Source organism: Halomonas sp. DQ26W, from assembly GCF_003339685.1.
Lineage (GTDB): Bacteria > Pseudomonadota > Gammaproteobacteria > Pseudomonadales > Halomonadaceae > Halomonas.
The window spans coordinates 63,032-81,413 of record NZ_QPKI01000006.1 but is presented as its reverse complement, the minus strand read 5'-3'; the positions used below and the strand labels follow the sequence as shown (position 1 = coordinate 81,413).

Annotated in this window: 18 protein-coding genes; all 18 read left to right on the top strand. The window is 62.6% G+C overall.

Annotated features, from left to right (window positions below):
- The 18 genes from DU490_RS04785 (at position 1) to DU490_RS04695 (ending at position 18,303) form a co-directional block, all read left to right on the top strand.
- Positions 1–894 carry a carbohydrate ABC transporter permease gene (locus DU490_RS04785; protein WP_181869964.1) on the top strand — a complete coding sequence of 298 codons (894 nt, stop codon included), beginning with the start codon at positions 1–3 and terminating at the stop codon, positions 892–894.
- Between the two features lie 16 nt (positions 895–910).
- Entirely contained in the window at positions 911–1,183 is a 273-nt protein-coding gene (locus tag DU490_RS04780) for a DUF2160 domain-containing protein (protein WP_043511850.1), read from the top strand.
- Positions 1,184–1,245: 62 nt separating this feature from the next.
- Positions 1,246–2,985, top strand: a complete 1,740-nt coding sequence (locus tag DU490_RS04775; RefSeq protein ID WP_114573189.1) for an ABC transporter substrate-binding protein — start codon at positions 1,246–1,248, stop codon at positions 2,983–2,985.
- A gap of 195 nt (positions 2,986–3,180) precedes the next feature.
- The gene (locus DU490_RS04770; protein ID WP_114573188.1) at positions 3,181–4,821 is read left to right on the top strand and encodes a glycerol-3-phosphate dehydrogenase/oxidase; all 1,641 of its coding nucleotides are present in this window, start codon (positions 3,181–3,183) and stop codon (positions 4,819–4,821) included.
- A 108-nt stretch (positions 4,822–4,929) separates the two neighbouring features.
- Positions 4,930–5,799 (top strand): carboxylate/amino acid/amine transporter, encoded by an 870-nt coding sequence (locus DU490_RS04765; RefSeq protein WP_114573187.1) that lies wholly within the window; start codon positions 4,930–4,932, stop codon positions 5,797–5,799.
- A gap of 59 nt (positions 5,800–5,858) precedes the next feature.
- Positions 5,859–6,740 (top strand): NAD(+) kinase, encoded by an 882-nt coding sequence (locus tag DU490_RS04760; RefSeq protein WP_114573186.1) that lies wholly within the window; start codon positions 5,859–5,861, stop codon positions 6,738–6,740.
- Between the two features lie 19 nt (positions 6,741–6,759).
- Positions 6,760–7,746, top strand: a complete 987-nt coding sequence (locus DU490_RS04755) for a metallophosphoesterase (protein WP_114573262.1) — start codon at positions 6,760–6,762, stop codon at positions 7,744–7,746.
- 281 nt (positions 7,747–8,027) lie between these two features.
- The gene (locus DU490_RS04750) at positions 8,028–8,870 is read left to right on the top strand and encodes a rhomboid family intramembrane serine protease (protein ID WP_114573185.1); all 843 of its coding nucleotides are present in this window, start codon (positions 8,028–8,030) and stop codon (positions 8,868–8,870) included.
- Between the two features lie 92 nt (positions 8,871–8,962).
- Positions 8,963–9,247 (top strand): YeaC family protein, encoded by a 285-nt coding sequence (locus tag DU490_RS04745; RefSeq protein WP_114573184.1) that lies wholly within the window; start codon positions 8,963–8,965, stop codon positions 9,245–9,247.
- A gap of 144 nt (positions 9,248–9,391) precedes the next feature.
- The gene (locus DU490_RS04740) at positions 9,392–10,249 is read left to right on the top strand and encodes a DUF2797 domain-containing protein (protein WP_114573183.1); all 858 of its coding nucleotides are present in this window, start codon (positions 9,392–9,394) and stop codon (positions 10,247–10,249) included.
- A 264-nt stretch (positions 10,250–10,513) separates the two neighbouring features.
- Entirely contained in the window at positions 10,514–12,790 is a 2,277-nt protein-coding gene (locus DU490_RS04730; protein WP_114573181.1) for a cation-translocating P-type ATPase, read from the top strand.
- Between the two features lie 83 nt (positions 12,791–12,873).
- Positions 12,874–13,950, top strand: coding sequence for a nicotinate-nucleotide--dimethylbenzimidazole phosphoribosyltransferase (cobT, locus tag DU490_RS04725; RefSeq protein ID WP_114573180.1), 1,077 nt, complete (start codon positions 12,874–12,876; stop codon positions 13,948–13,950).
- On the top strand, positions 13,947–14,927 hold the full coding sequence (gene cbiB, locus DU490_RS04720) for an adenosylcobinamide-phosphate synthase CbiB (protein WP_114573179.1): 981 nt from the start codon (positions 13,947–13,949) through the stop codon (positions 14,925–14,927). The genes cobT and cbiB overlap by 4 nt, the downstream gene beginning before the upstream one ends.
- Positions 14,924–16,033, top strand: a complete 1,110-nt coding sequence (gene cobD / locus DU490_RS04715; RefSeq protein ID WP_258801288.1) for a threonine-phosphate decarboxylase CobD — start codon at positions 14,924–14,926, stop codon at positions 16,031–16,033. The genes cbiB and cobD overlap by 4 nt, the downstream gene beginning before the upstream one ends.
- Positions 16,030–16,575, top strand: coding sequence for a bifunctional adenosylcobinamide kinase/adenosylcobinamide-phosphate guanylyltransferase (locus DU490_RS04710; RefSeq protein ID WP_114573178.1), 546 nt, complete (start codon positions 16,030–16,032; stop codon positions 16,573–16,575). The genes cobD and DU490_RS04710 overlap by 4 nt, the downstream gene beginning before the upstream one ends.
- Entirely contained in the window at positions 16,572–17,330 is a 759-nt protein-coding gene (gene cobS, locus DU490_RS04705; RefSeq protein WP_114573177.1) for an adenosylcobinamide-GDP ribazoletransferase, read from the top strand. Before DU490_RS04710 ends, cobS begins: the two co-directional genes overlap by 4 nt.
- On the top strand, positions 17,282–17,923 hold the full coding sequence (locus tag DU490_RS04700; RefSeq protein WP_114573176.1) for a histidine phosphatase family protein: 642 nt from the start codon (positions 17,282–17,284) through the stop codon (positions 17,921–17,923). Before cobS ends, DU490_RS04700 begins: the two co-directional genes overlap by 49 nt.
- Complete coding sequence (locus DU490_RS04695) at positions 17,875–18,303, top strand: bifunctional adenosylcobinamide kinase/adenosylcobinamide-phosphate guanylyltransferase (protein ID WP_114573175.1); 429 nt, start codon at positions 17,875–17,877, stop codon at positions 18,301–18,303. The genes DU490_RS04700 and DU490_RS04695 overlap by 49 nt, the downstream gene beginning before the upstream one ends.
- Positions 18,304–18,382: the final 79 nt, after the last annotated feature.

Sequence of the window (18,382 nt, the reverse complement as noted above, 5' to 3'; positions counted from 1 at the left end):
ATGACTCGCTCCGTACCGACCACGCCTGACACCGTTCGCCGACAGGCCGCCGAGAGCGCTGCCAAGCGTCGCAAGCTGGCACGTGGGACAGCCACTCGTTGGCGTCGCCGCACCTTGCTCGGGCTCTATCTCGTCTTCGTGATGCTGCCGATCTACTGGCTGCTCAATCTGTCATTTCAGACCAACACTGAAATACTTGGTAACTTCTCGTTCTGGCCGCAGAATTTTACCATCGCCAACTATACGCGCATCTTCACCGATTCCAACTGGTACATGGGCTACGTCAATTCGTTGGCCTACGTGCTGATGAATATGCTGATCAGCATCTCGGTGGCCCTGCCCGCCGCTTACGCTTTCAGCCGCTTCAAGTTCATCGGTGACAAGCATCTGTTCTTCTGGCTGCTGACCAACCTGATGGCGCCACCGGCGGTGTTCCTGCTGCCCTATTTCCAACTCTACTACTCCGTAGGCCTTTTCGACACGCATATCGCCGTAGCGTTGGCTCATTGCCTCTTCAATATTCCCTTGGCGATCTGGATACTCGAAGGCTTTATGAGCAGCGTTCCCAAGGAGGTTGATGAAACTGCCTATATCGATGGCTACAGCTTTCCCCGCTTCTTCGTCACGATATTCATCCCAATGATCCGCTCTGGCATCGGCGTGACCCTGTTCTTCCTGTTCATGTTCTCGTGGGTCGAGCTGTTGCTTTCCCGCACTCTGACCGCCACCAATGCTCAACCGATCGCATCGATCATGACGCGTACCTCGACGGCATCGGGTATCGACTGGGGAACCCTGGCGGCAGCCGGCGTGCTTACCATATTGCCTGGCATCGTCGTCGTCTATTTTGTGCGTAATCATATTGCCAAGGGCTTTGCCCTGGGCCGTACTTGAGCAGGAGGGTTTGAAAATGTCCTGGATGGTCTGGACGGTACCTACGGCAATTTTCTTTTCTACAATAGGCGCCATGCTGGCTGGTATGACGGTATGGGAGGTGGTCTCACCCTCGATAGAACGAAAGGGGTTTCTACCGATTTCCACGACACGTGGTGATCGCTTATTCATTGGCCTGCTTTCTGCTGCCTACATCCATCTGGCAGTAGTCGGGTTCACGGATATTTCGATTTGGTTTGCTCTGGCGGCTTCCATTCTATGGTTGCTGGTGTTGATGCGTTGGGGCTGAATCAAGGTGGCATGGATGGTTATTTACGTCATGGAAGACGATAACAAGCAAACGAGGTCCACATGAAAAACAACAGGATGAAACTGACGGTGATTGCAGGTAGCTTGATGCTTGCATCCGCTAGTCTGCACGCCGACTCCCACGATGCGCGGGCCATCGCCGAACGACTGGTCGATGAACACTTTCAGAATTCCACGCTCTCCCGGGAGGAGCAGATAGAAGAGCTGCTGTGGTTTGCCCAGGCCGCTGAATCTTTTCGCGGCATGGAAATCAATACCGTCGCCGAGGGTTTGACCACCCACGTCTGGGAGCGCGACGTGTTGGCGCCGGCCTTCGAGGAGTTGACCGGCATCAGCGTGACGCACAACATCATCGGCGAGGGAGATCTGGTCGACAACATGCAGACCCAGATGCAGACGGGTCGCAATATTTACGACGGCTTCATCAACGACTCCGATGCCATCGGCACCCATATACGCTACGGCACCACCATCAATCTTTCCGAAGCGATGGAGAACGAGTGGGCTGACTACACGCTACCCACATTGGACCTGGAAGATTTCATCGGCATCCAGTACACCACCGGACCGGATGGCAGTATCTACCAGCTACCGGCCCAGCAGTTCGCCAACCTTTACTGGTTCCGCTATGACTGGTTCCAGCGCGAGGACCTCCAGGAGCAGTTCCGCGACATCTACGGGTACGACCTGGGTGTACCGACCAACTGGACGGCCTACGAGAATATCGCCGAGTTCTTTACCGAGCACGTCGGTGAGATCGATGGCGTGCGGGTTTATGGGCACATGGACTACGGTCGTCGTGATCCGTCGCTTGGCTGGCGTTTCCACGACTCCTGGCTCTCCATGGCGGGCATGGGCAGCCCCGGTATTCCGTTCGGTAACCCGGTGGACGATTGGGGTATCCGTGTCGACGAAGAGAGCCGTCCGGTAGGTGCCAGCGTAACCCGCGGTGGCGGCACCAATGCACCTGCGTCGGTATTCGCCATGCAGAAGGCCGTGGATTGGCTTCGCGACTATGCGCCACCCGAAGCGCAGGGTATGACCTTCGGCGAGGCTGGTCCGGTGCCTGCCCAGGGTCAGATCGCCCAGCAGATCTTCTGGTACACCGCCTTCACAGCTGACATGACCGATCCGAGCGTTGCGGTAACCGATGAAGAAGGCAACCCCAAGTGGCGCATGGCGCCGTCCCCGGTGGGCCCGTACTGGGAGGAGGGCATGAAGGTCGGCTATCAGGACGTGGGCTCATGGACCTTCTTCGATTCCACCCCCGAGGACCGTCGTACCGCTGCTTGGCTGTTCGGTCAGTTCACCGTGGCCAAGTCGGTCTCCCTCGAGAAGCTGATGGCTGGCCTGACGCCGATCCGCGAGTCCGATATCTTCTCCGAGCAGATGACCGAGATGGCACCGAAGTTGGGCGGCCTGGTGGAGTTCTACCGCAGCCCCAACGAGTCCATGTGGACCCCGACCGGTACCAACGTGCCTGACTATCCGCGCATGGCACCGCTTTGGTGGCAGAATCTGGCGCCGGTCATCAGCGGTGAGATCACGCCCCAGGAAGGTCTCGATAATCTGGCCAACGCCATGGACAACATCATGTCCCGCCTGGCTCGGGCCAATGTCTTCGAGTCCTACCCGCCGATGCTCAACGACGAGCAGGACGCCGAATACTGGCTGTCGCAGGATGGCGCTCCCAAGGCCAAGCTCGACGATGAGATGCCGCAGGGCACTACCGTTCCCTATGACGAGATGATGGAGGAATGGATGGCCGCTGGTACACGTTGAGGGTTCCGTCGGGCGGTGGTGCCTGACCGAGACCACTATCACCGGCGCGGCAAGCCGAAACAGGCCTGCCGCGTCCAAGCCCGACACTCGCTGTTCGTGTTTCCGGTAGCCTGACCGGGTCAACTATTGCCCCGCTCGGCGCTTGCCGAGCGGGTTTTTTTTCGAAAAGGTCCGATTTTTCCGATAGGTCCGCACATGCAACTGCGCAGCAGCAATATCGACAAGTTGACTGGCGAGGTCTTCGACGTCTTGATCGTCGGTGGGGGCATCAATGGTGCAGCCGCCGCGGCGGCCCTGGCCGGAAAGGGTGCCAGGGTGGCATTGGTCGAACGCGGTGATTTCGCCGGTAGCACCAGCATGCACTCTTCCAATCTGGTCTGGGGCGGCATCAAGTACATGGAGAGCCGTGATTTCGCTCTGGTTCGCAAGCTTTGCAAGAGTCGCAATCACCTGATCAAGAGCTACCCCTCTACGGTGCAGGAGATACGTTTCCTGACCACCATTTCCAAGGGCTTTCGATACCATCCTCGCTATCTCTGGGCCGGCAGCTGGTTCTACTGGCTGATTGGCAATGGTTTTACGCGTATCCCCCGTTTCCTGACACCCTCGGCAATCAAGCAGGGCGAAGGGATTGTTGACGTGGGAGAGGCCATTGGTGGCTTCGAGTATTCGGATGCCTACTTACATGACAACGACGCCCGCTTCGTCTTCAACTTCGTGCGCGGGGCGCTCAACTACGGTGGCGTGGCAGTCAATTACGTCGAGTCACTGGGTGGAAAGCGTGAGAACGGGCTTTGGGTCACCCAGTTGCGCGACGTAATGGATGGCAGAACGCTGGAAGTGCGCTCGCGAGTACTGATCAATGCGGCGGGGCCCTGGGTAGACAAACACAACGCCCTGACGGGGCAGCAGACTGATTATCATCACGTCTACTCCAAGGGCATCCATCTGATCGTACCGCGACTGACCGATAGTCAGCGCGTATTGGCCTTCTTCGCCGATGACGGTCGCCTCTTCTTCGTCATCCCCATGGGACCGAGAACCTGTATCGGTACCACCGACACCCGGGTCGAGAAGCCGGAAGTCGGGGTTACCGAGGACGATATCCGCTTCGTCCTGGACAACATCAACAAGCGTCTTACCCTGGACAGCCCACTCACCACCGACGATATCATTTCCACCCGTTGCGGCGTTCGCCCCCTGGCTGTGCGGGACAACGGCGGCGGAGACCGTGACTTTCTACAGCTATCCCGCAAGCATGCCATCGACATCAATTCCGACGAGGCCCACCTGAGCATATTCGGCGGCAAGCTCACCGATTGCCTCAATGTCGGCGATGAGGTGGTCGATGCCGTTCGCGACATGGGGGTGACGATACCCCACCCGGGCCATCGCTGGTATGGCGAGCCGCCGGAAGAAGTCCGTCAGGAGTTCATGCATCAGGCCGCCCTCATGGGGCTCGACAGCATGACGGCACAGGAAGCTTCCGAGCCGTTGTCGATCCGCTTGTGGCGTCGTTATGGAACCCATGCTCTGGAGATGCTCGAGGAGATCCGCGAGGACCCGCGTCAGGCGGAGGTGTTGATTGAGGGAACCGAATACCTGCGTTGCGAACTGCGGCATGCTCAGCGACGTGAAATGGTCACTCGGCTGGAGGATTTCCTGCGTCGGCGCTCCAAGATCGCCCTCGTTGTGCACGAGGCGGCAATACGTGACTCCCCGGGGTTGAGAGAGGCCTGCGCCATACTGTTCGGTGATCAGGCAGAGGTCCGTTATGATGAGTACTTTGCCTGTAGTCGAAGCGAAGAAGCCGCACTGCCGGCCGCTAGGGAGTAATGGCCTCGGGTGGCTCAGCCAGGCCAAGGAGAACGGCGACAGGAGAATTGAAGTGGGTCTGGTTGTGCGTATAATTGCTGTCAACTTTCACGCTCAATGGAGTTTACCGTGGGCTATCTGATTGGCGTCACTGCACTATGGGCTTTCTCATTCTCATTGATTGGTGTCTACCTGGCCGGTCAGGTGGACAGCTATTTTGCCGTGCTTGTACGAGTTGTCCTGGCGGCGGTGGTATTTTTGCCGTTCCTGAGGCCATCGCTGCTTCGCGGACGCCAGCGACTGACACTCATGGCGCTGGGCGCGGTTCAGCTCGGCGTGATGTATATCTTCTTCTATCAGTCATTCCTGCTGCTGTCGGTTCCGGAAGTCTTGCTCTTCACCATCTTCACGCCTCTTTACGTCACGCTACTCGACGATGCGCTGTTCGGCCGCTTCACACCTTTCTACCTGCTCACGGCGGCCCTTGCCGTGCTGGGGGCGGCGGTGATCCGCTACCAGGGGCTCGATAGCGGTTTCTGGCTCGGGTTCCTGGTGGTGCAGGGCGCCAATCTCTGTTTCGCCCTGGGTCAGGTGGGTTATCGCCGTCTTTCGGCAACCCTGCCGTCATCGCTGCCACGTCATAGTGTCTTTGCCTGGTTTTATCTCGGTGCGCTACTGGTTGCACTGCCAGCCTTTGCCCTGCTGGGCAATACCGCAGCCATGCCCACCACTAGCCTGCAGTGGGGCGTGCTCGCCTGGCTGGGCCTGGTGGCTTCCGGCATTGGTTACTTCCTGTGGAACCTGGGGGCGACCCGCGTGGATGCCGGTGCCCTGGCGATCATGAACAATGCTTTGATCCCCGCGGGGCTGCTGGTCAACCTGTTGATCTGGAACCGCGAGGCCGACTTGCCGCGCCTGGCCGTCGGCGGAGCCATTATCATCGGCTCGTTGTTTCTCAACGAGTGGTGGCTGCGCCGCCGGGCGGCTGTTACGGCTTGAGTTTGCCCGGCCTGCTGCCAGCCTCCATAATGGCCGGCCGTGATCCGAGAGGCCAGGGCATGCAAACCTTCAAGAACATCGGTCTGATCGGTCGCCTGGGCAGTGCCAAGGTGGTCGACACGCTCAATCGCTTGATGCATTTTCTTGATGAGCGGGACTACCACGTGATCATCGAGGATCGCACCGCTACCGTGCTGATCGGCCATGGGCATCCGGAAGCCAGTCGCCGCACCCTCGGTGAGCTCTGCGATCTGATTATCGTGGTGGGTGGGGACGGCAGTCTGCTGGGTGCGGCTCGCACGCTCTGTCACAGCGGCACCCTGGTGCTGGGCGTCAATCGTGGTCGCCTGGGGTTTCTCACCGATATTTCACCGGACGAGCTCGAGGAGCGTGTTGGCCAGGTGCTGGCTGGGCAGTACGAGGTCGAGGAGCGATTCCTGCTCGATGTCGAACTCTACCGGGATGGAACACAGGTCGGCAGCGGCGATGCCCTCAACGAGGTCGTGCTGCACCCGGGCAAGGCGGTGCGGATGATCGAGTTCGAGCTGTTCATCGACGACCAGTTCGTCTACAGCCAGCGCAGCGATGGCCTGATCATCGCTACGCCGACCGGGTCCACCGCTTATGCCCTCTCAGGGGGCGGCTCCATCATGCATCCCAAGCTGGAAGTCATCGAATTGGTGCCGATGTTTCCCCATACCCTCTCCAGCCGGCCCATCGTGATCGACGCGGCCAGCGAAATCCGCGTGCATATCGGCGAGACCAACCAGACCTACCCGCATATCAGCTGCGATGGCCAAACGCGTGCCGTGGCCAAGCCCGACGATGTGCTGGTCGTGAAGCGCAAGCCGCAGCGGGTTCAACTGGTGCATCCCCCGGGCCACAATTTCTACGAGGTCCTGCGCAGCAAGCTGGGCTGGAGCAACCGGCTGGGGGACTGACGTGACAAGACAGGCAGCAATCGAAGGCTACGATCTCATCGGTGACGTACACGGCTGCGGCGCTACCCTGGGCGCCTTGCTGGAGAAGCTCGGCTACCATCAACGTGGCGGTGTCTATCGCCACCCGCGCCGCCGAGTGATCTTCCTGGGTGACCTGATCGACCGAGGCCCCCGTATCCGCCTGGCGGTGAACATTGCCCGGCGCATGGTTGAGGACGGCGAGGCGCATATCGTCATGGGCAACCATGAATACAATGCGCTGGCCTACTGCCATCGTGCGCCCCGGGGTCTGGGCCGGGAGTGGCTGCGTGAGCATTCGCCGCGACACAATCGCATCATCAAGGAGACCCTGGACCAGTATCGCGACCATCCGGCGGAGTGGGACGAGACGCTGGCCTGGTTCATGGAGATCCCTCTCTATCTGGACTTCGGCGATTTTCGGGTGGTACATGCCTGCTGGGACCAGCCCCTGATCGATGCGCTCGAGCGGGAGTGCCCTGGCGGCATCATCGACGAGACGTTCCTGCAGCAGTCTGTGTCCGCGGACACTCTCGCCTGTCGAGTGCTCGATCGTCTGACTCGCGGTGTACACCTGCCTTTGCCTGAAGGCGTGGAGATCCACTCCGGCGATGGTTTTACCCGGCGTAGTTTCCGGGCCCATTTCTGGGCGCGGGAGCCGCGAAACTGGGGCGATGTGATCTTCCAGCCCGACAACCTGCCGGGGGACCTCGAGGCGCGTGAGCTCAGCACGGACGAGTTTGCTCGTCTGCCGCATTATGGACTTGATCAGCCGCCGCTGTTCATTGGCCACTACTGGTGCGAGGGTGTGCCAGCGCTGCCGACGGCCAACATCGCCTGTCTCGACTACAGCGCGGTGAAGTTCGGGCGCCTCGTGGCCTATCGCTGGAGCGGCGAGCAGAGGTTGGATGCTAATCACTTCGTCTGGGTTCGGGTGCCCCAGGAGGAGGCGGCTAGGCCCAGGCCGTGGGAAATCGATTTCGATTGAGCGGTGCCGCGCAGGAGGTTGGCAATGCCATTACCATTACAAAGAATAACAATATTTTTTCTATCGGCCATGAACTTCCCGCTGCAAAGCTCATCAGAGTAAGTGTTCCCTTGAATGATCCCTTGCTCTTATCCGGCGGCCCCCTCCGCCGGATTTTTTATTTGCGTCGGTACGCCGCACTCGTGCAAACCCTCGTGCAAACCCTATTTTCCTGCTCAAGCCATTGTGGCGCTCGCCTTTGCAACGCAGAATTGAACCCGTAATGAATTCAGGGAGTGTTCATGTACCGCATCATGCTGTTTCCCCATGATGCCGAGATCGGAGAGCTGCGCCGAGCGCTTTGGGCCCACCGGATCGGTCACCGCTTCACCGCAGAGGAGGAGGGGCAGGTGCTGTGGCTGGCCAACCTCGACCAGCATGATGCCATGATGCAGCTGTTGTCGAGCTGGCAGCGGGGCGAACAGCTCATGACCGAACGGCGTCGAGCGGCTACGGGGGGCACCTCGCTGGCAGTCCCTTTTCGGCAGGCGCCGGTCACGGCCACGGCACTGGCCCTCTCCCTGCTGGTATTCGCCCTGATGGCTATGATGGGCGATATCGTGGTGGCCTCGCTAACCATCGTACCCGTCGGCATCGTCAACGGTAGCGTCATGTTCGGTAGCCTGGGTGATGCGATGGCCACGGGGCAGATATGGCGGCTGCTGTCTCCTGCCTTCTTGCATTTCGGCTGGATGCACCTGATCTTCAACATGCTCTGGCTGTGGTATTTCGGCCGGCAGGTCGAGGCCCTGCAGGGATCTTGGCGTATGCTGCTGATCCTGCTGATGGCCGGGATCGGCGCCAACTTGGCCCAGTACGCCACCGGCACCGTGCTGTTCGGCGGCATGTCCGGGGTGGACTTTGCCTTGCTGGGCTATGTCTGGCTGATGTCCCGGCGTGCGCCACAAAGTGGCTTCTTCGTGCCACAGATGCTGGTGGTCTTCATGCTGGGCTGGATGGTTTTCACCATGACCGACGCTGCTGCTGCCGTAGGCTTCGGCAATGTGGCCAACGAGGCGCACCTTGGCGGACTGGTCGTGGGCCTCGCCTTGGGGTGGTATTATTCCAGCCGTGCCCGCCGCTAGGAAACACTGTCTAAATGGCTGCACGGGCGAATCCCTGCGTTGCGTGCTGCTTACCGATTTATTCAGCGTTTCCCCTAACCTGAGAGTTTTCCATGAGCGATATGACCTTCGATCGCATGATCCAGCAGATGACCCCGGTCATTTACGATAGCCTCAAGCAGGCGGTGGCCCTGCGTAAATGGCCGGATGGTCGGATGTTAACCCCTGAACAGACCGAACTCTGCCTCGAGGCAGTGATGCGCTACGAGGTGGAAAACAACGTGCCTGAGGCAGAGCGGGTCGGCTATCTGGAGCAGCGCACCTGCGGTAGCGCCAGCTCCGGTGCCGATGTGCCGCCGGAGCTGGCTGGCTTAGCCCGGGATGCCACCCGTGACTGAGGAAATACGGCATACATGGCTGCGCGTGCGAATCGCTTCGTTGCGCGCTGCTCGACATCCTCACCTAGTAACGCATAGGCTCCGGTGTCTGCGCTGCGTGCGCCTTGCTCTTCATCCCGCTCGCCAATCTATGCCGCACTTCCTATGAAAATTATTGAAAAGACAGAAATCAATCCCGCCGTCATTCAGGGCTGCCTGAGCAAGATGGCTATCGTCCCCGGTGAACAGGGTGAGCCGGTACGCTATACCCTGCGCGCCGGCGAGCAGCGTCTCGACCTGAATGCCCGCCTGGGCCAATCGCTGCGTCTGACGTGGACGGGCGCCATCGCTTGCACCCACTGCGGTCGTGCGACCAAGAAGAGCTTTGCCCAGGGCCACTGCTATCCCTGCTTCAAGAAGCTGGCCCAGTGCGATACCTGCATCATGAAGCCGGAGACCTGTCATTATTTCGCCGGCACCTGCCGCGAGCCCGAGTGGGGGGAGCGCCACTGCTTCCAGCCCCATGTGGTCTACCTGGCCAACTCCTCCGGCCTCAAGGTCGGCATCACCCGCGGCACCCAGGTGCCGACCCGCTGGCTGGACCAGGGAGCGATCCAGGCCCTGCCGGTATTGCAGGTCGATACGCGTCAGCAGTCGGGCTTCGTCGAGATGTTGTTCAAGGAGGAGGTGGCCGATCGCACCAACTGGCGTGCTATGCTCAAGGGCGAGGTCGAGTCGCTGGATCTTTGCGTCGAGCGGGATCGGCTGCTGGCGCGCCTGGAAGGGGGGCTGGCCAACCTGCACGAGCGCTTCGGCGCCGATACCATCCGTGTCCTCGATCAACAGCCGGTCAATTTCGACTACCCGGTGCTGGAGTTTCCCCGCAAGATCGTTTCCCACAACTTCGACAAGAACCCCGTTGTGGCAGGCACCCTGCTGGGCTTGAAGGGCCAGTATCTGATCCTCGACAGTGGCGTGATCAACCTGCGCAAGTTCACCGGATACGAGGTGGCGGTCGGTTGAAAGTATCAAAATGGCGGAGAACGCATGCGGCTGCATGAGAGATCGCACAGGATCAGGGCGCTCTTGGTCACGATCGACGCCGGATGGCGGCACTCGAGCAGGAAGTCGAGCAGCCGACGAGTGGCGCCGCGCCCCTTGCGTGTCTGCTGCGGGTAATGGCGACATGGTAATGACTTTAATTCCATGTATCCATATGCAGCCTATAGGCCAGTCTATGAAGTGCCAATGCTGGATAAATGACGGCGGCCCATTACGCTTGTTGGCATGACCTCATCTACCCATAGTGAATTCCCAGACATCGACGAAGCGCTCTTTTCGGTGCAGGGGCTCTGGTGCACCAGCTGCGCCCTGGCGGTGGAGGCGCAGTTGACACGCCTGCCTGGCGTCATGTCCGCGAGCTTGCACTATCCCAGCGCTACCCTGCTTGTGTGTGGCCAACCCGAGACACTCGACGAGGACGTCCTGGCCAGCGCGGTGCGCCGCATCGGCTATCGCCTCGGCCCCCCGGAGGCGGCCGGCGATGCCGAGGCGCGCCTCGAGCAGGAGAGTCGCTACCTCATCCTGCGGCTGCTGATCGCCGCTTCCTTCGGCATGTGGACCATGCTCGCTTCGCTGCTGATCTATGCAGGTGCGCTGCCTGATGCTGGACGGGAGCTGGTCCTGGCCTGGGTATCGGGCGCCTTTGCCCTGCCGGTAGTGACCTATGCCGGACTGCCGTTCTATCGTGCCGCCTGGCGCACCGTGCGGGCTCGACGTCCGGGCATGGATGCCCTGGTCTCGCTGGGCACTCTGGGGGCCGTGGCGGTGTCTCTGTGGCTGCTCTATCGTGGCTCGCCAGAGGTCTACTTCGACACGGCGGTCATGCTGATCCTGTTGCTGCTGGCGGGGCGGTTGGTCGAGACCCTCTGTCGTCATCGCGGCCTGCGTGCCCTGCAGGCACTGCATATGCCTCCCGGTGATGTGCGACGGCAGCAGCGGGGCCGCTGGCGAAACTGCCCGGTGAAGGCGGTAGCGCATGGCGACTGCCTTAGAGTGGACGAGGGCGAGGTGCTTCCACTAGATGGAGTCCTTTGCGAGGGCGAGGCGCTGCTCGATCTTTCTCCGCTCACCGGCGAGAGTGCTCCGCGCCGCTGCCTGCCGGGAGACGCCGTGGCGGCTGGCTGTCGCAACCTGGGAGGCTCACTGGTGCTTGAAGTCACCGCCCTCGTCGGTGAGTGCCGACTGGACAAGCTGCGTGAGCAGATGTGGTGGCAGCAGGCGCGCAAGGGCGAGCTCCAGCGCCTGGCCGACCGCTTTGCCGCCTGGCTGAGTCCGCTGGCCGTGGGGCTAGCCCTGTTCACCTGGGGCATGGCGATTCTGGCGGGCGTGCCGGGGCAGGAAGCCCTGGTGCGGGCGCTGTCGGTACTGGTCGTGGCCTGCCCCTGTGCCGTGGGCCTGGCGGTGCCCCTGGCCGGACTGGCCGGCAGTGGCCAGGCACTCGCCCAGGGAGTGGTATTTCGCGACCCGAGCATCTTCGAAAGCCTGGCGGGTATACGGGCGGCAGCGTTCGACAAGACCGGCACGCTGACGCCAGGGGAGCCGAGGGTGCTTGGCGTCAGCATGGCGCCTGATGTCACCGAGGCAACGCTGCTCTCGCTCTCGGCAGAGGCAGTCCAGGGCAGCCAGCATCCGCTGGCGAGGGCATTGCGACGCCATCTGCACGACGAAGGCGTGGCCGGGGCAGAGGCGAAGGGGAACAGTCTCGCAGAGGAGTTTGTCGGGCGCGGACGCCGCACCCGGCTTGCCGATGGTCGCGAGCTGCTGCTGGGTAGTCGTGGCTGGTTGGCGGAGCAGGACATTGCCGCACCGCAGGCCGGCGAGGCGTCGAGCAGCGAGATCCTGCTGGCCTGCGACGGCCGTTGGCTGGGTGGCTTCACGCTGGGAGAAACACCGCTGCCCGGTACCGGCAAGACGCTGGCGTCTCTACGAGAAGCCGGCCTTGCGTTGGCCCTGATCAGCGGTGATCGGCGCGGCGCCGTCGAGAGCCTGGCTCGAACCGTGGGCCTGGCTCCCGAGGAGTGCTATCCAGAGCGTAGCCCCGAAGCCAAGGCCCGGCTCGTCAGGGCTCTGCCCCAGCCCTCGCTCTACGTGGGCGATGGCATCAATGACGTGCTGGGACTGGCCACCGCGACGGTGGGCGTGGCCCCGCTGGGGGCCAGTTCGGCAGCTCGGGAAGGGGCCGGGGTGGTGCTGATGCGTCCGGGCATCGAGGGCGTGGCGTCGGCCTGGCGGCTGGCCCGACGGACCCGGCGAGTGATGCGCCAGAACCTGGTGCTCTCCGGGCTCTACAATGCGCTGGCGCTTGGCTTGGCGGTGAGCATGGCGATTCCCCCACTCGTGGCCGTGCTGGCCATGGTGGCGAGTTCGCTGAGTGTGATGGGCAATGCCGCTCGCCTGGCATGGCAAGACGACGCCACACAGGAGGCGAGACCGGTTGGTTCCCTTGAACTGTCCCGGTCAGAGGGTGGCGAGAACACCATGAAGGCAAACCGTGCCTCCTGAGTGACATGCGTACAGCGCTCGACCCTTGCTATGATGGTGCCCCTTTTCATGCCCCTTTCCACACCCCACGCAGGATGCCACGCATGCTCGCCGATACCCTCGCCCGCCTCCAGCCCACCGACAGGGACATCGCCGGCCGTGTCGCCGCTCACCTTGACCAGTTGACCAAGCCGCTGGGCAGCCTCGGCAGGCTCGAGTCGCTGGCGATCGACCTGGCCACCATAACCGGCGAGGACTTGCCACGCATTACCCCACCCGCCGTGCTGGTTTTCGCCGCCGACCACGGCGTCGCCGCCGAAGGTGTCTCGGCTTTTCCCCAGGCGGTAACCGCCCAGATGGTGGGCAATTTCGTTGCCGGCGGGGCAGCCATCAATGTCTTCGCCCGTCAGATCGGTGCGCGGCTCGAGGTCATCGACGTGGGCGTGGCCAGCGAGCTCTCCCGTGACAGTGCCGCGCGCGGCGGCGAGAGCGGGCTGGTACACGACAAGGTGCGTTGGGGCACCGCCAACTTTGTCGAGCAGGACGCCATGACACGGGGCGAGGCGGTGCAGGCGATCGAGGTGGGCATCCATGCTGCCGAACGGGCCGTGGCCGCCGGCTGCCGCTGTTTGATCGTGGGTGAGATGGGCATTGCCAATACCACCGCGAGCAGCGCCATGTTGGCGGTGTTGACCGGGGAGCCGGTAGCAGCGCTGACCGGGCAGGGCACCGGCATTCCCGAGAACCGGCTCGCTCACAAGCGAGACGTCATCGAGCGCGCCATCGAGGCCCGGTCACCGAACCCTCAGGATCCGCTGGATATCCTGACCAAGCTGGGAGGGCTCGAGATCGCCGCCATGGCCGGTGCCTACCTGGGCGGGGCGTCGCGGCGCGTTCCGCTGCTGGTGGATGGCTTTATCGCCACGGTCGCCGCGCTGCTGGCCTGTCGCATCGACCCGAAGGTGCGCGACTACCTGATCTTTGCCCACCGCTCCCGGGAGCCGGGCCACGTGCATGCCCTGACGGCGCTGGGCGGTGACCCGCTGCTGGCACTTGAACTTCGCCTGGGGGAAGGCACCGGGGCGGCGCTGGCATTTCCGCTGTTGGAAGCGGCGACCCGCATGCTGGCCGATATGGCCACCTTCGCCTCTGCCGGGGTCGCGGGCAGCAAAGACGCATGACGGCAGAGCCGCTCTCGCTGACGCTGCTTGCGCTGGTGGCGGTGGCGATCGTACTCGACCTGGTGATTGGCGATCCACGCTGGCTGCCCCACCCGGTGGTGGGCATGGGGCGAGTGATCGCCGGGCTGGAGCGAGCATGGAACCGCGGCTCGCCATGGCTGCGCCAATGCATGGGTGCCCTCATGACCCTTGTCGTGGTCGTGGGAGTCTATGCCCTGGCCTGGAGCCTGTTGCAAGGGCTGGCATGGATTCACCCCCTGCTGGGGCTGGTCGCGGAGATCGGGTTGCTGGCCTCCACACTGGCCATCAAAGGGTTACAGAGTGCCGCACGGGACGTGGCTCAGCCCCTGACCCAAGGTGATCTTGATGGGGCGCGCCGGGCCGTGGCGATGGTCGTGGGCCGCGATACCGAGGCGCTTGACGAGGCCGGTATTACCCGTGCCACCGTTGAGACTGTGGCCGAGAACACGGTCGACGGTCTTACCGCGCCACTATTCTGGGCCCTGCTCGGCGGCGCCCCCCTGGCCCTGGCCTACAAGGCGGTCAATACCCTGGACTCCATGGTCGGCTATCGCAACGAGCGCTACAGTGACTTCGGCTGGGCATCGGCCCGGCTCGACGATATGGCCAACTGGGTGCCGGCACGGCTGACCGCGCTGACCATGTGGTTGGCGGCCCTGACGGTTCCTGCGGCGCGCACTCGGGGCGCGCTTTCCGGCACCTGGCGCGATGCGCCGGGCCACCCCAGCCCCAATGCCGGCTGGCCCGAGGCGATGATGGCATACTTGCTTGGCGTGCAGTTGGGCGGCATCAACCGCTACGGTGGGCAGGTCTCCGAGCGGGTGCGTATGGGCGAACCGCTTGAGCACCTGCGAGTAGCGCACATCCGCCGTTCCATGCGGTATATGCACGGCGCCTGGATCGCCTTTTTTCTGTTGATGGCGGGCCTGGTCGGGGCCTGGAGTGCTGTGTCATGACCGAGCCGGAGGGCAACATGAGCGACTGGCCGAGCCATGGCGGCCGTCCTGAAGGGATGCTGCTCAACTTGGGCCTGGCTTCCAATGCACAGGTAATCGACTTCAGCGCCAACTTCAACCCGCTGGGGCCACCGTCGTGGCTGATGGAGCGGCTTGCCGCAAGCCTGGCCGAGCTGAACGTCTATCCGGATCCCGACTATACCGAGGCTTGCAGGGCCATCGCCTGGGCGGAAGGACTTACGCCCGAGCAGGTGCGCCTGACCAACGGCGGAGCCGAGGCGATCTTCCTGGCCGCGGCGCTGCTGGCCAAGCAGGGGGCGCGTCGAGCCGTCGTCGTGCAGCCCACCTTCTGCGAGTATGAACGCGCTTGCCGCCACTACGGCATCGGTGTGCAGCATCTTGCGCTTGAGGCGGGCAGCTTTGCGTTGGATGAGGCGCGAGCGCTCGAGGGCATTCGCGATGCCGACGCGGTATTCCTGTGCCGCCCCAACAACCCCACCGGTACGCTGATCGAGCGTGATCAGGTCGAGTGCTTGCTGGCAGAGAGTCATCGGTGCGGCACCACGCTGGTGGTGGACGAGGCCTTCGTCGACTTCGTTTCTCCGGACGAGCGCCTGACCCCGCTGCTGGCCCGCTACGACAACCTGCTTTTGCTACGCTCGATGACCAAGCTCTACGCCATTCCCGGCCTGCGGCTCGGTTATCTGCTGGGCGATGGGCCAACGGTCGATCGAATCGCCGAGCTGCAGCTGCCGTGGAGCGTCAATACCCTGGCTGCGGGGCTGGTGGAACGGCTGCTCGGGGATCGCAATTTTCTTGAGCGTACCCAGGAATGGATCTCGATCGAGGGGCCGTGGCTGCAGCGTGAGCTAGAGGCTTTGGGGCTGCGGGTGGTGCCTTCGCGGGCCAACTTCTTGCTGCTGCAGGGTCGGACAAAGGCACAGGCCGCGCCGCTGCTGTTGGAGTATCTCGCCCGGTCGGGCTTCCTGGCGCGCCATACCCATAACTTCATGGGACTTGACGGCGCCTGGTTACGCATAGCGGTACGTTCGCGGCAGGAGAATACCTTGCTGATCGAGGCCATCGCTCGCTGGAGGCCGTCATGATTGCTTTCGTCAGCGGCGGCGCGCGCTCCGGCAAGAGCACCTTCGCCGAAGCGCTGACACGCCGATGGCAGGACGAGCGAGGCGGCAAGCGCTACTACTTGGCCACCGCGAGCAGAGGCGACACGGAGATGCAGGCTCGAATCAGCCGCCATCGACGCGTGCGTGGCGAGGGCTGGATCACGCTGGAGGAACCGGTCGACCTTTGCGCCGCCCTCGACCGGGTGGTGCCGGGCAGCACGTTGCTGCTCGACTGCCTGACGCTATGGGCGAGCCAGCTGCTGTATGCCAGCCAGCTTGATGAGACGCAGGGCACCGTCATGATTGCACGGATGTTGGCCGAGGCAAGACAGCGTGACATTGCACTGGTGATCGTCTCCAACGACATCAACGAAGGCATGCCCTCCGAGGATGCCGGGGTGTGGTGCTATGTTGCCTTCCTGCAGCGGGTCCACTGCCTGGTGGCCAGTGAGGCGGACGAGGTGATCCAGGTGATGGCCGGGCTGCCCCAGGTGTGGAAACGCCATGGAGAGCGTCAGCCATGAGAGACGCTGCATATGGCCTGGTGCTGGCGTTGCAGTTCCTGACTCGGCTGCCGCTTCCACTGACCTGCCCATGGACACCGACAACGCGGCGCTGGGCGGTGCGCTGCTACCCGCTGGTGGGCGTGTTTCTTGGGGGGCTGCTCGCGCTGGCGGCGATAATGCTCGAGGGTGTGCTGCCGGCTGCGCTGCTGGCGCTGGTGCTGCTTACGCTGTGGGTAGCACTGACCGGCGGGCTGCACCTGGATGGCGTGATGGATGTCGCCGACGCCTTGGGCAGTAACGCGCCGTTGGAGCGTCGCTGGGCGATCATGAAGGATCCCCACGTAGGCAGCTTTGGCATTCTGGCACTGGTCTTCCTCCTGCTGTGGAAGGTGGCACTTCTCTACGCCCTGCTGGATGCCGGGGCGAACCTGATTTTACTTATCGTCATCCTGGCGCTTGGGCGGCTGGGAGCCGTCGCCCTGCTCGTGCTGGCCCCGACGGCGCGGTCAGAGGGTATGGCCGCCAGCTGGAAGCGTGATCTGGCACCTGTCGACTTGCTATTGGCGGCGCTACCCATGTTGCCGCTGGCTGTCTTTGTTCCAGGAGGCGCGTGGTTGTGCCTGGCGATCATGCCGTTTCTCTTGCTCTACGCCTGGGGCATGCTGAGCGCTTTCAAGGGAATCAACGGCGATATCGTCGGAACCGTCATTGAGGGAGGAGAGCTATGGCTGCTACTGGGCGCCTGGAGCTGGTGGTCGTTCGTCATGGGGTGACCCAGTGGAATCGCGAACGTCGTTACCAGGGGCAGCGCGACATCCCTCTGCTGCTGCCTGAAGCCTTGCCGGGGCTCGACCGGCTGCGCAAAACGTTGCGGGTATTCGCATTCGATAGTATTCACTGCAGCGACCTGACTCGTTGCCGCCAGACGCTGGCGCACGTAATCGAGGGGCGTGAGGATGCCGGATCGACACACTTCGATACGCGCCTGCGCGAGCTCGACTTTGGTGACTACGAAGGACGCACCTACGACGATCTGGAGACGCTGCCCGCCTATCGCGCCTGGATCGACAGCGAGGGCGAGCAGGCCCCGCCCTGCGGCGAGTCGACCGTCGAACTGCGCCAGCGAATCGACGACTGGTTTGCTGAATTGTCGGCCGGCTGCTTGCCGCACGGTCAACATCGTGCACTGGTCGTCACCCACGGCGGGGTGATTCGCGAACTGCGCCGACGCTTCGAGGGCATCGGCTTCTGGGAGGGTGGTGTCGTACAGGCCGAGGGACGGCACTTTACCTTCACTCATGACCGGGGGCGCTGGCAATGCAGCTCTTCATTGGCGGTACCTGCGCCGGCAAGCGCGGCGTCGTAGAACAACGCTTCGGCTCCACCTGTTGGCACTCCGCCCATTCGGGCTGTCGGCTCGAAGCGTGGCCTTCGGTTGCCGAGCCGCTACCCCTGGTGCTGGAAGGTTGGGAGCGCTGGATTGCCGAACGGCTTGTCGTCGAGCCCGACGACGACAGGCTGCGGCATGCCATGGCGAATGAACTCGATAAACTGTGTTCCTGGGAAGCCGAGCAGGGCGGCGAGGCAGTACTGATCATGCTGGAGATGGGTCGCGGCATTGTGCCGCTCGGCGCCGAAAAGCGGCGCCTGCGTGACCTCAACGGCTGGCTCGCCCAGACCGCCGCACAGCGCTGCGTGCAGGTCTGGTATGTGAGGAACGGCTTGGCAAAATTACTAAGCCATTGATCCATATCAGCCTGAGCACAACGATGCGTTGACGCCGGCCTGCAGTGTTGCTAGTTTACGCCCAATCTCAGGTGCCTCA

What these genes read in the sequence shown, in the direction of transcription:
- cobS (WP_114573177.1), top strand. Translation starts at nt 16,572, where the DNA reads ATGAGAGACGCTGCATATGGCCTGGTGCTGGCGTTGCAGTTCCTGACT.
- DU490_RS04770 (WP_114573188.1), top strand. Translation starts at nt 3,181, where the DNA reads ATGCAACTGCGCAGCAGCAATATCGACAAGTTGACTGGCGAGGTCTTC.
- cobD (WP_258801288.1), top strand. Translation starts at nt 14,924, where the DNA reads ATGACCGAGCCGGAGGGCAACATGAGCGACTGGCCGAGCCATGGCGGC.
- DU490_RS04760 (WP_114573186.1), top strand. Translation starts at nt 5,859, where the DNA reads ATGCAAACCTTCAAGAACATCGGTCTGATCGGTCGCCTGGGCAGTGCC.
- DU490_RS04750 (WP_114573185.1), top strand. Translation starts at nt 8,028, where the DNA reads ATGTACCGCATCATGCTGTTTCCCCATGATGCCGAGATCGGAGAGCTG.
- cobT (WP_114573180.1), top strand. Translation starts at nt 12,874, where the DNA reads ATGCTCGCCGATACCCTCGCCCGCCTCCAGCCCACCGACAGGGACATC.
- DU490_RS04710 (WP_114573178.1), top strand. Translation starts at nt 16,030, where the DNA reads ATGATTGCTTTCGTCAGCGGCGGCGCGCGCTCCGGCAAGAGCACCTTC.
- DU490_RS04740 (WP_114573183.1), top strand. Translation starts at nt 9,392, where the DNA reads ATGAAAATTATTGAAAAGACAGAAATCAATCCCGCCGTCATTCAGGGC.
- DU490_RS04700 (WP_114573176.1), top strand. Translation starts at nt 17,282, where the DNA reads ATGGCTGCTACTGGGCGCCTGGAGCTGGTGGTCGTTCGTCATGGGGTG.
- DU490_RS04745 (WP_114573184.1), top strand. Translation starts at nt 8,963, where the DNA reads ATGAGCGATATGACCTTCGATCGCATGATCCAGCAGATGACCCCGGTC.
- DU490_RS04695 (WP_114573175.1), top strand. Translation starts at nt 17,875, where the DNA reads ATGCAGCTCTTCATTGGCGGTACCTGCGCCGGCAAGCGCGGCGTCGTA.
- DU490_RS04730 (WP_114573181.1), top strand. Translation starts at nt 10,514, where the DNA reads ATGACCTCATCTACCCATAGTGAATTCCCAGACATCGACGAAGCGCTC.
- DU490_RS04775 (WP_114573189.1), top strand. Translation starts at nt 1,246, where the DNA reads ATGAAAAACAACAGGATGAAACTGACGGTGATTGCAGGTAGCTTGATG.
- DU490_RS04785 (WP_181869964.1), top strand. Translation starts at nt 1, where the DNA reads ATGACTCGCTCCGTACCGACCACGCCTGACACCGTTCGCCGACAGGCC.
- cbiB (WP_114573179.1), top strand. Translation starts at nt 13,947, where the DNA reads ATGACGGCAGAGCCGCTCTCGCTGACGCTGCTTGCGCTGGTGGCGGTG.
- DU490_RS04780 (WP_043511850.1), top strand. Translation starts at nt 911, where the DNA reads ATGTCCTGGATGGTCTGGACGGTACCTACGGCAATTTTCTTTTCTACA.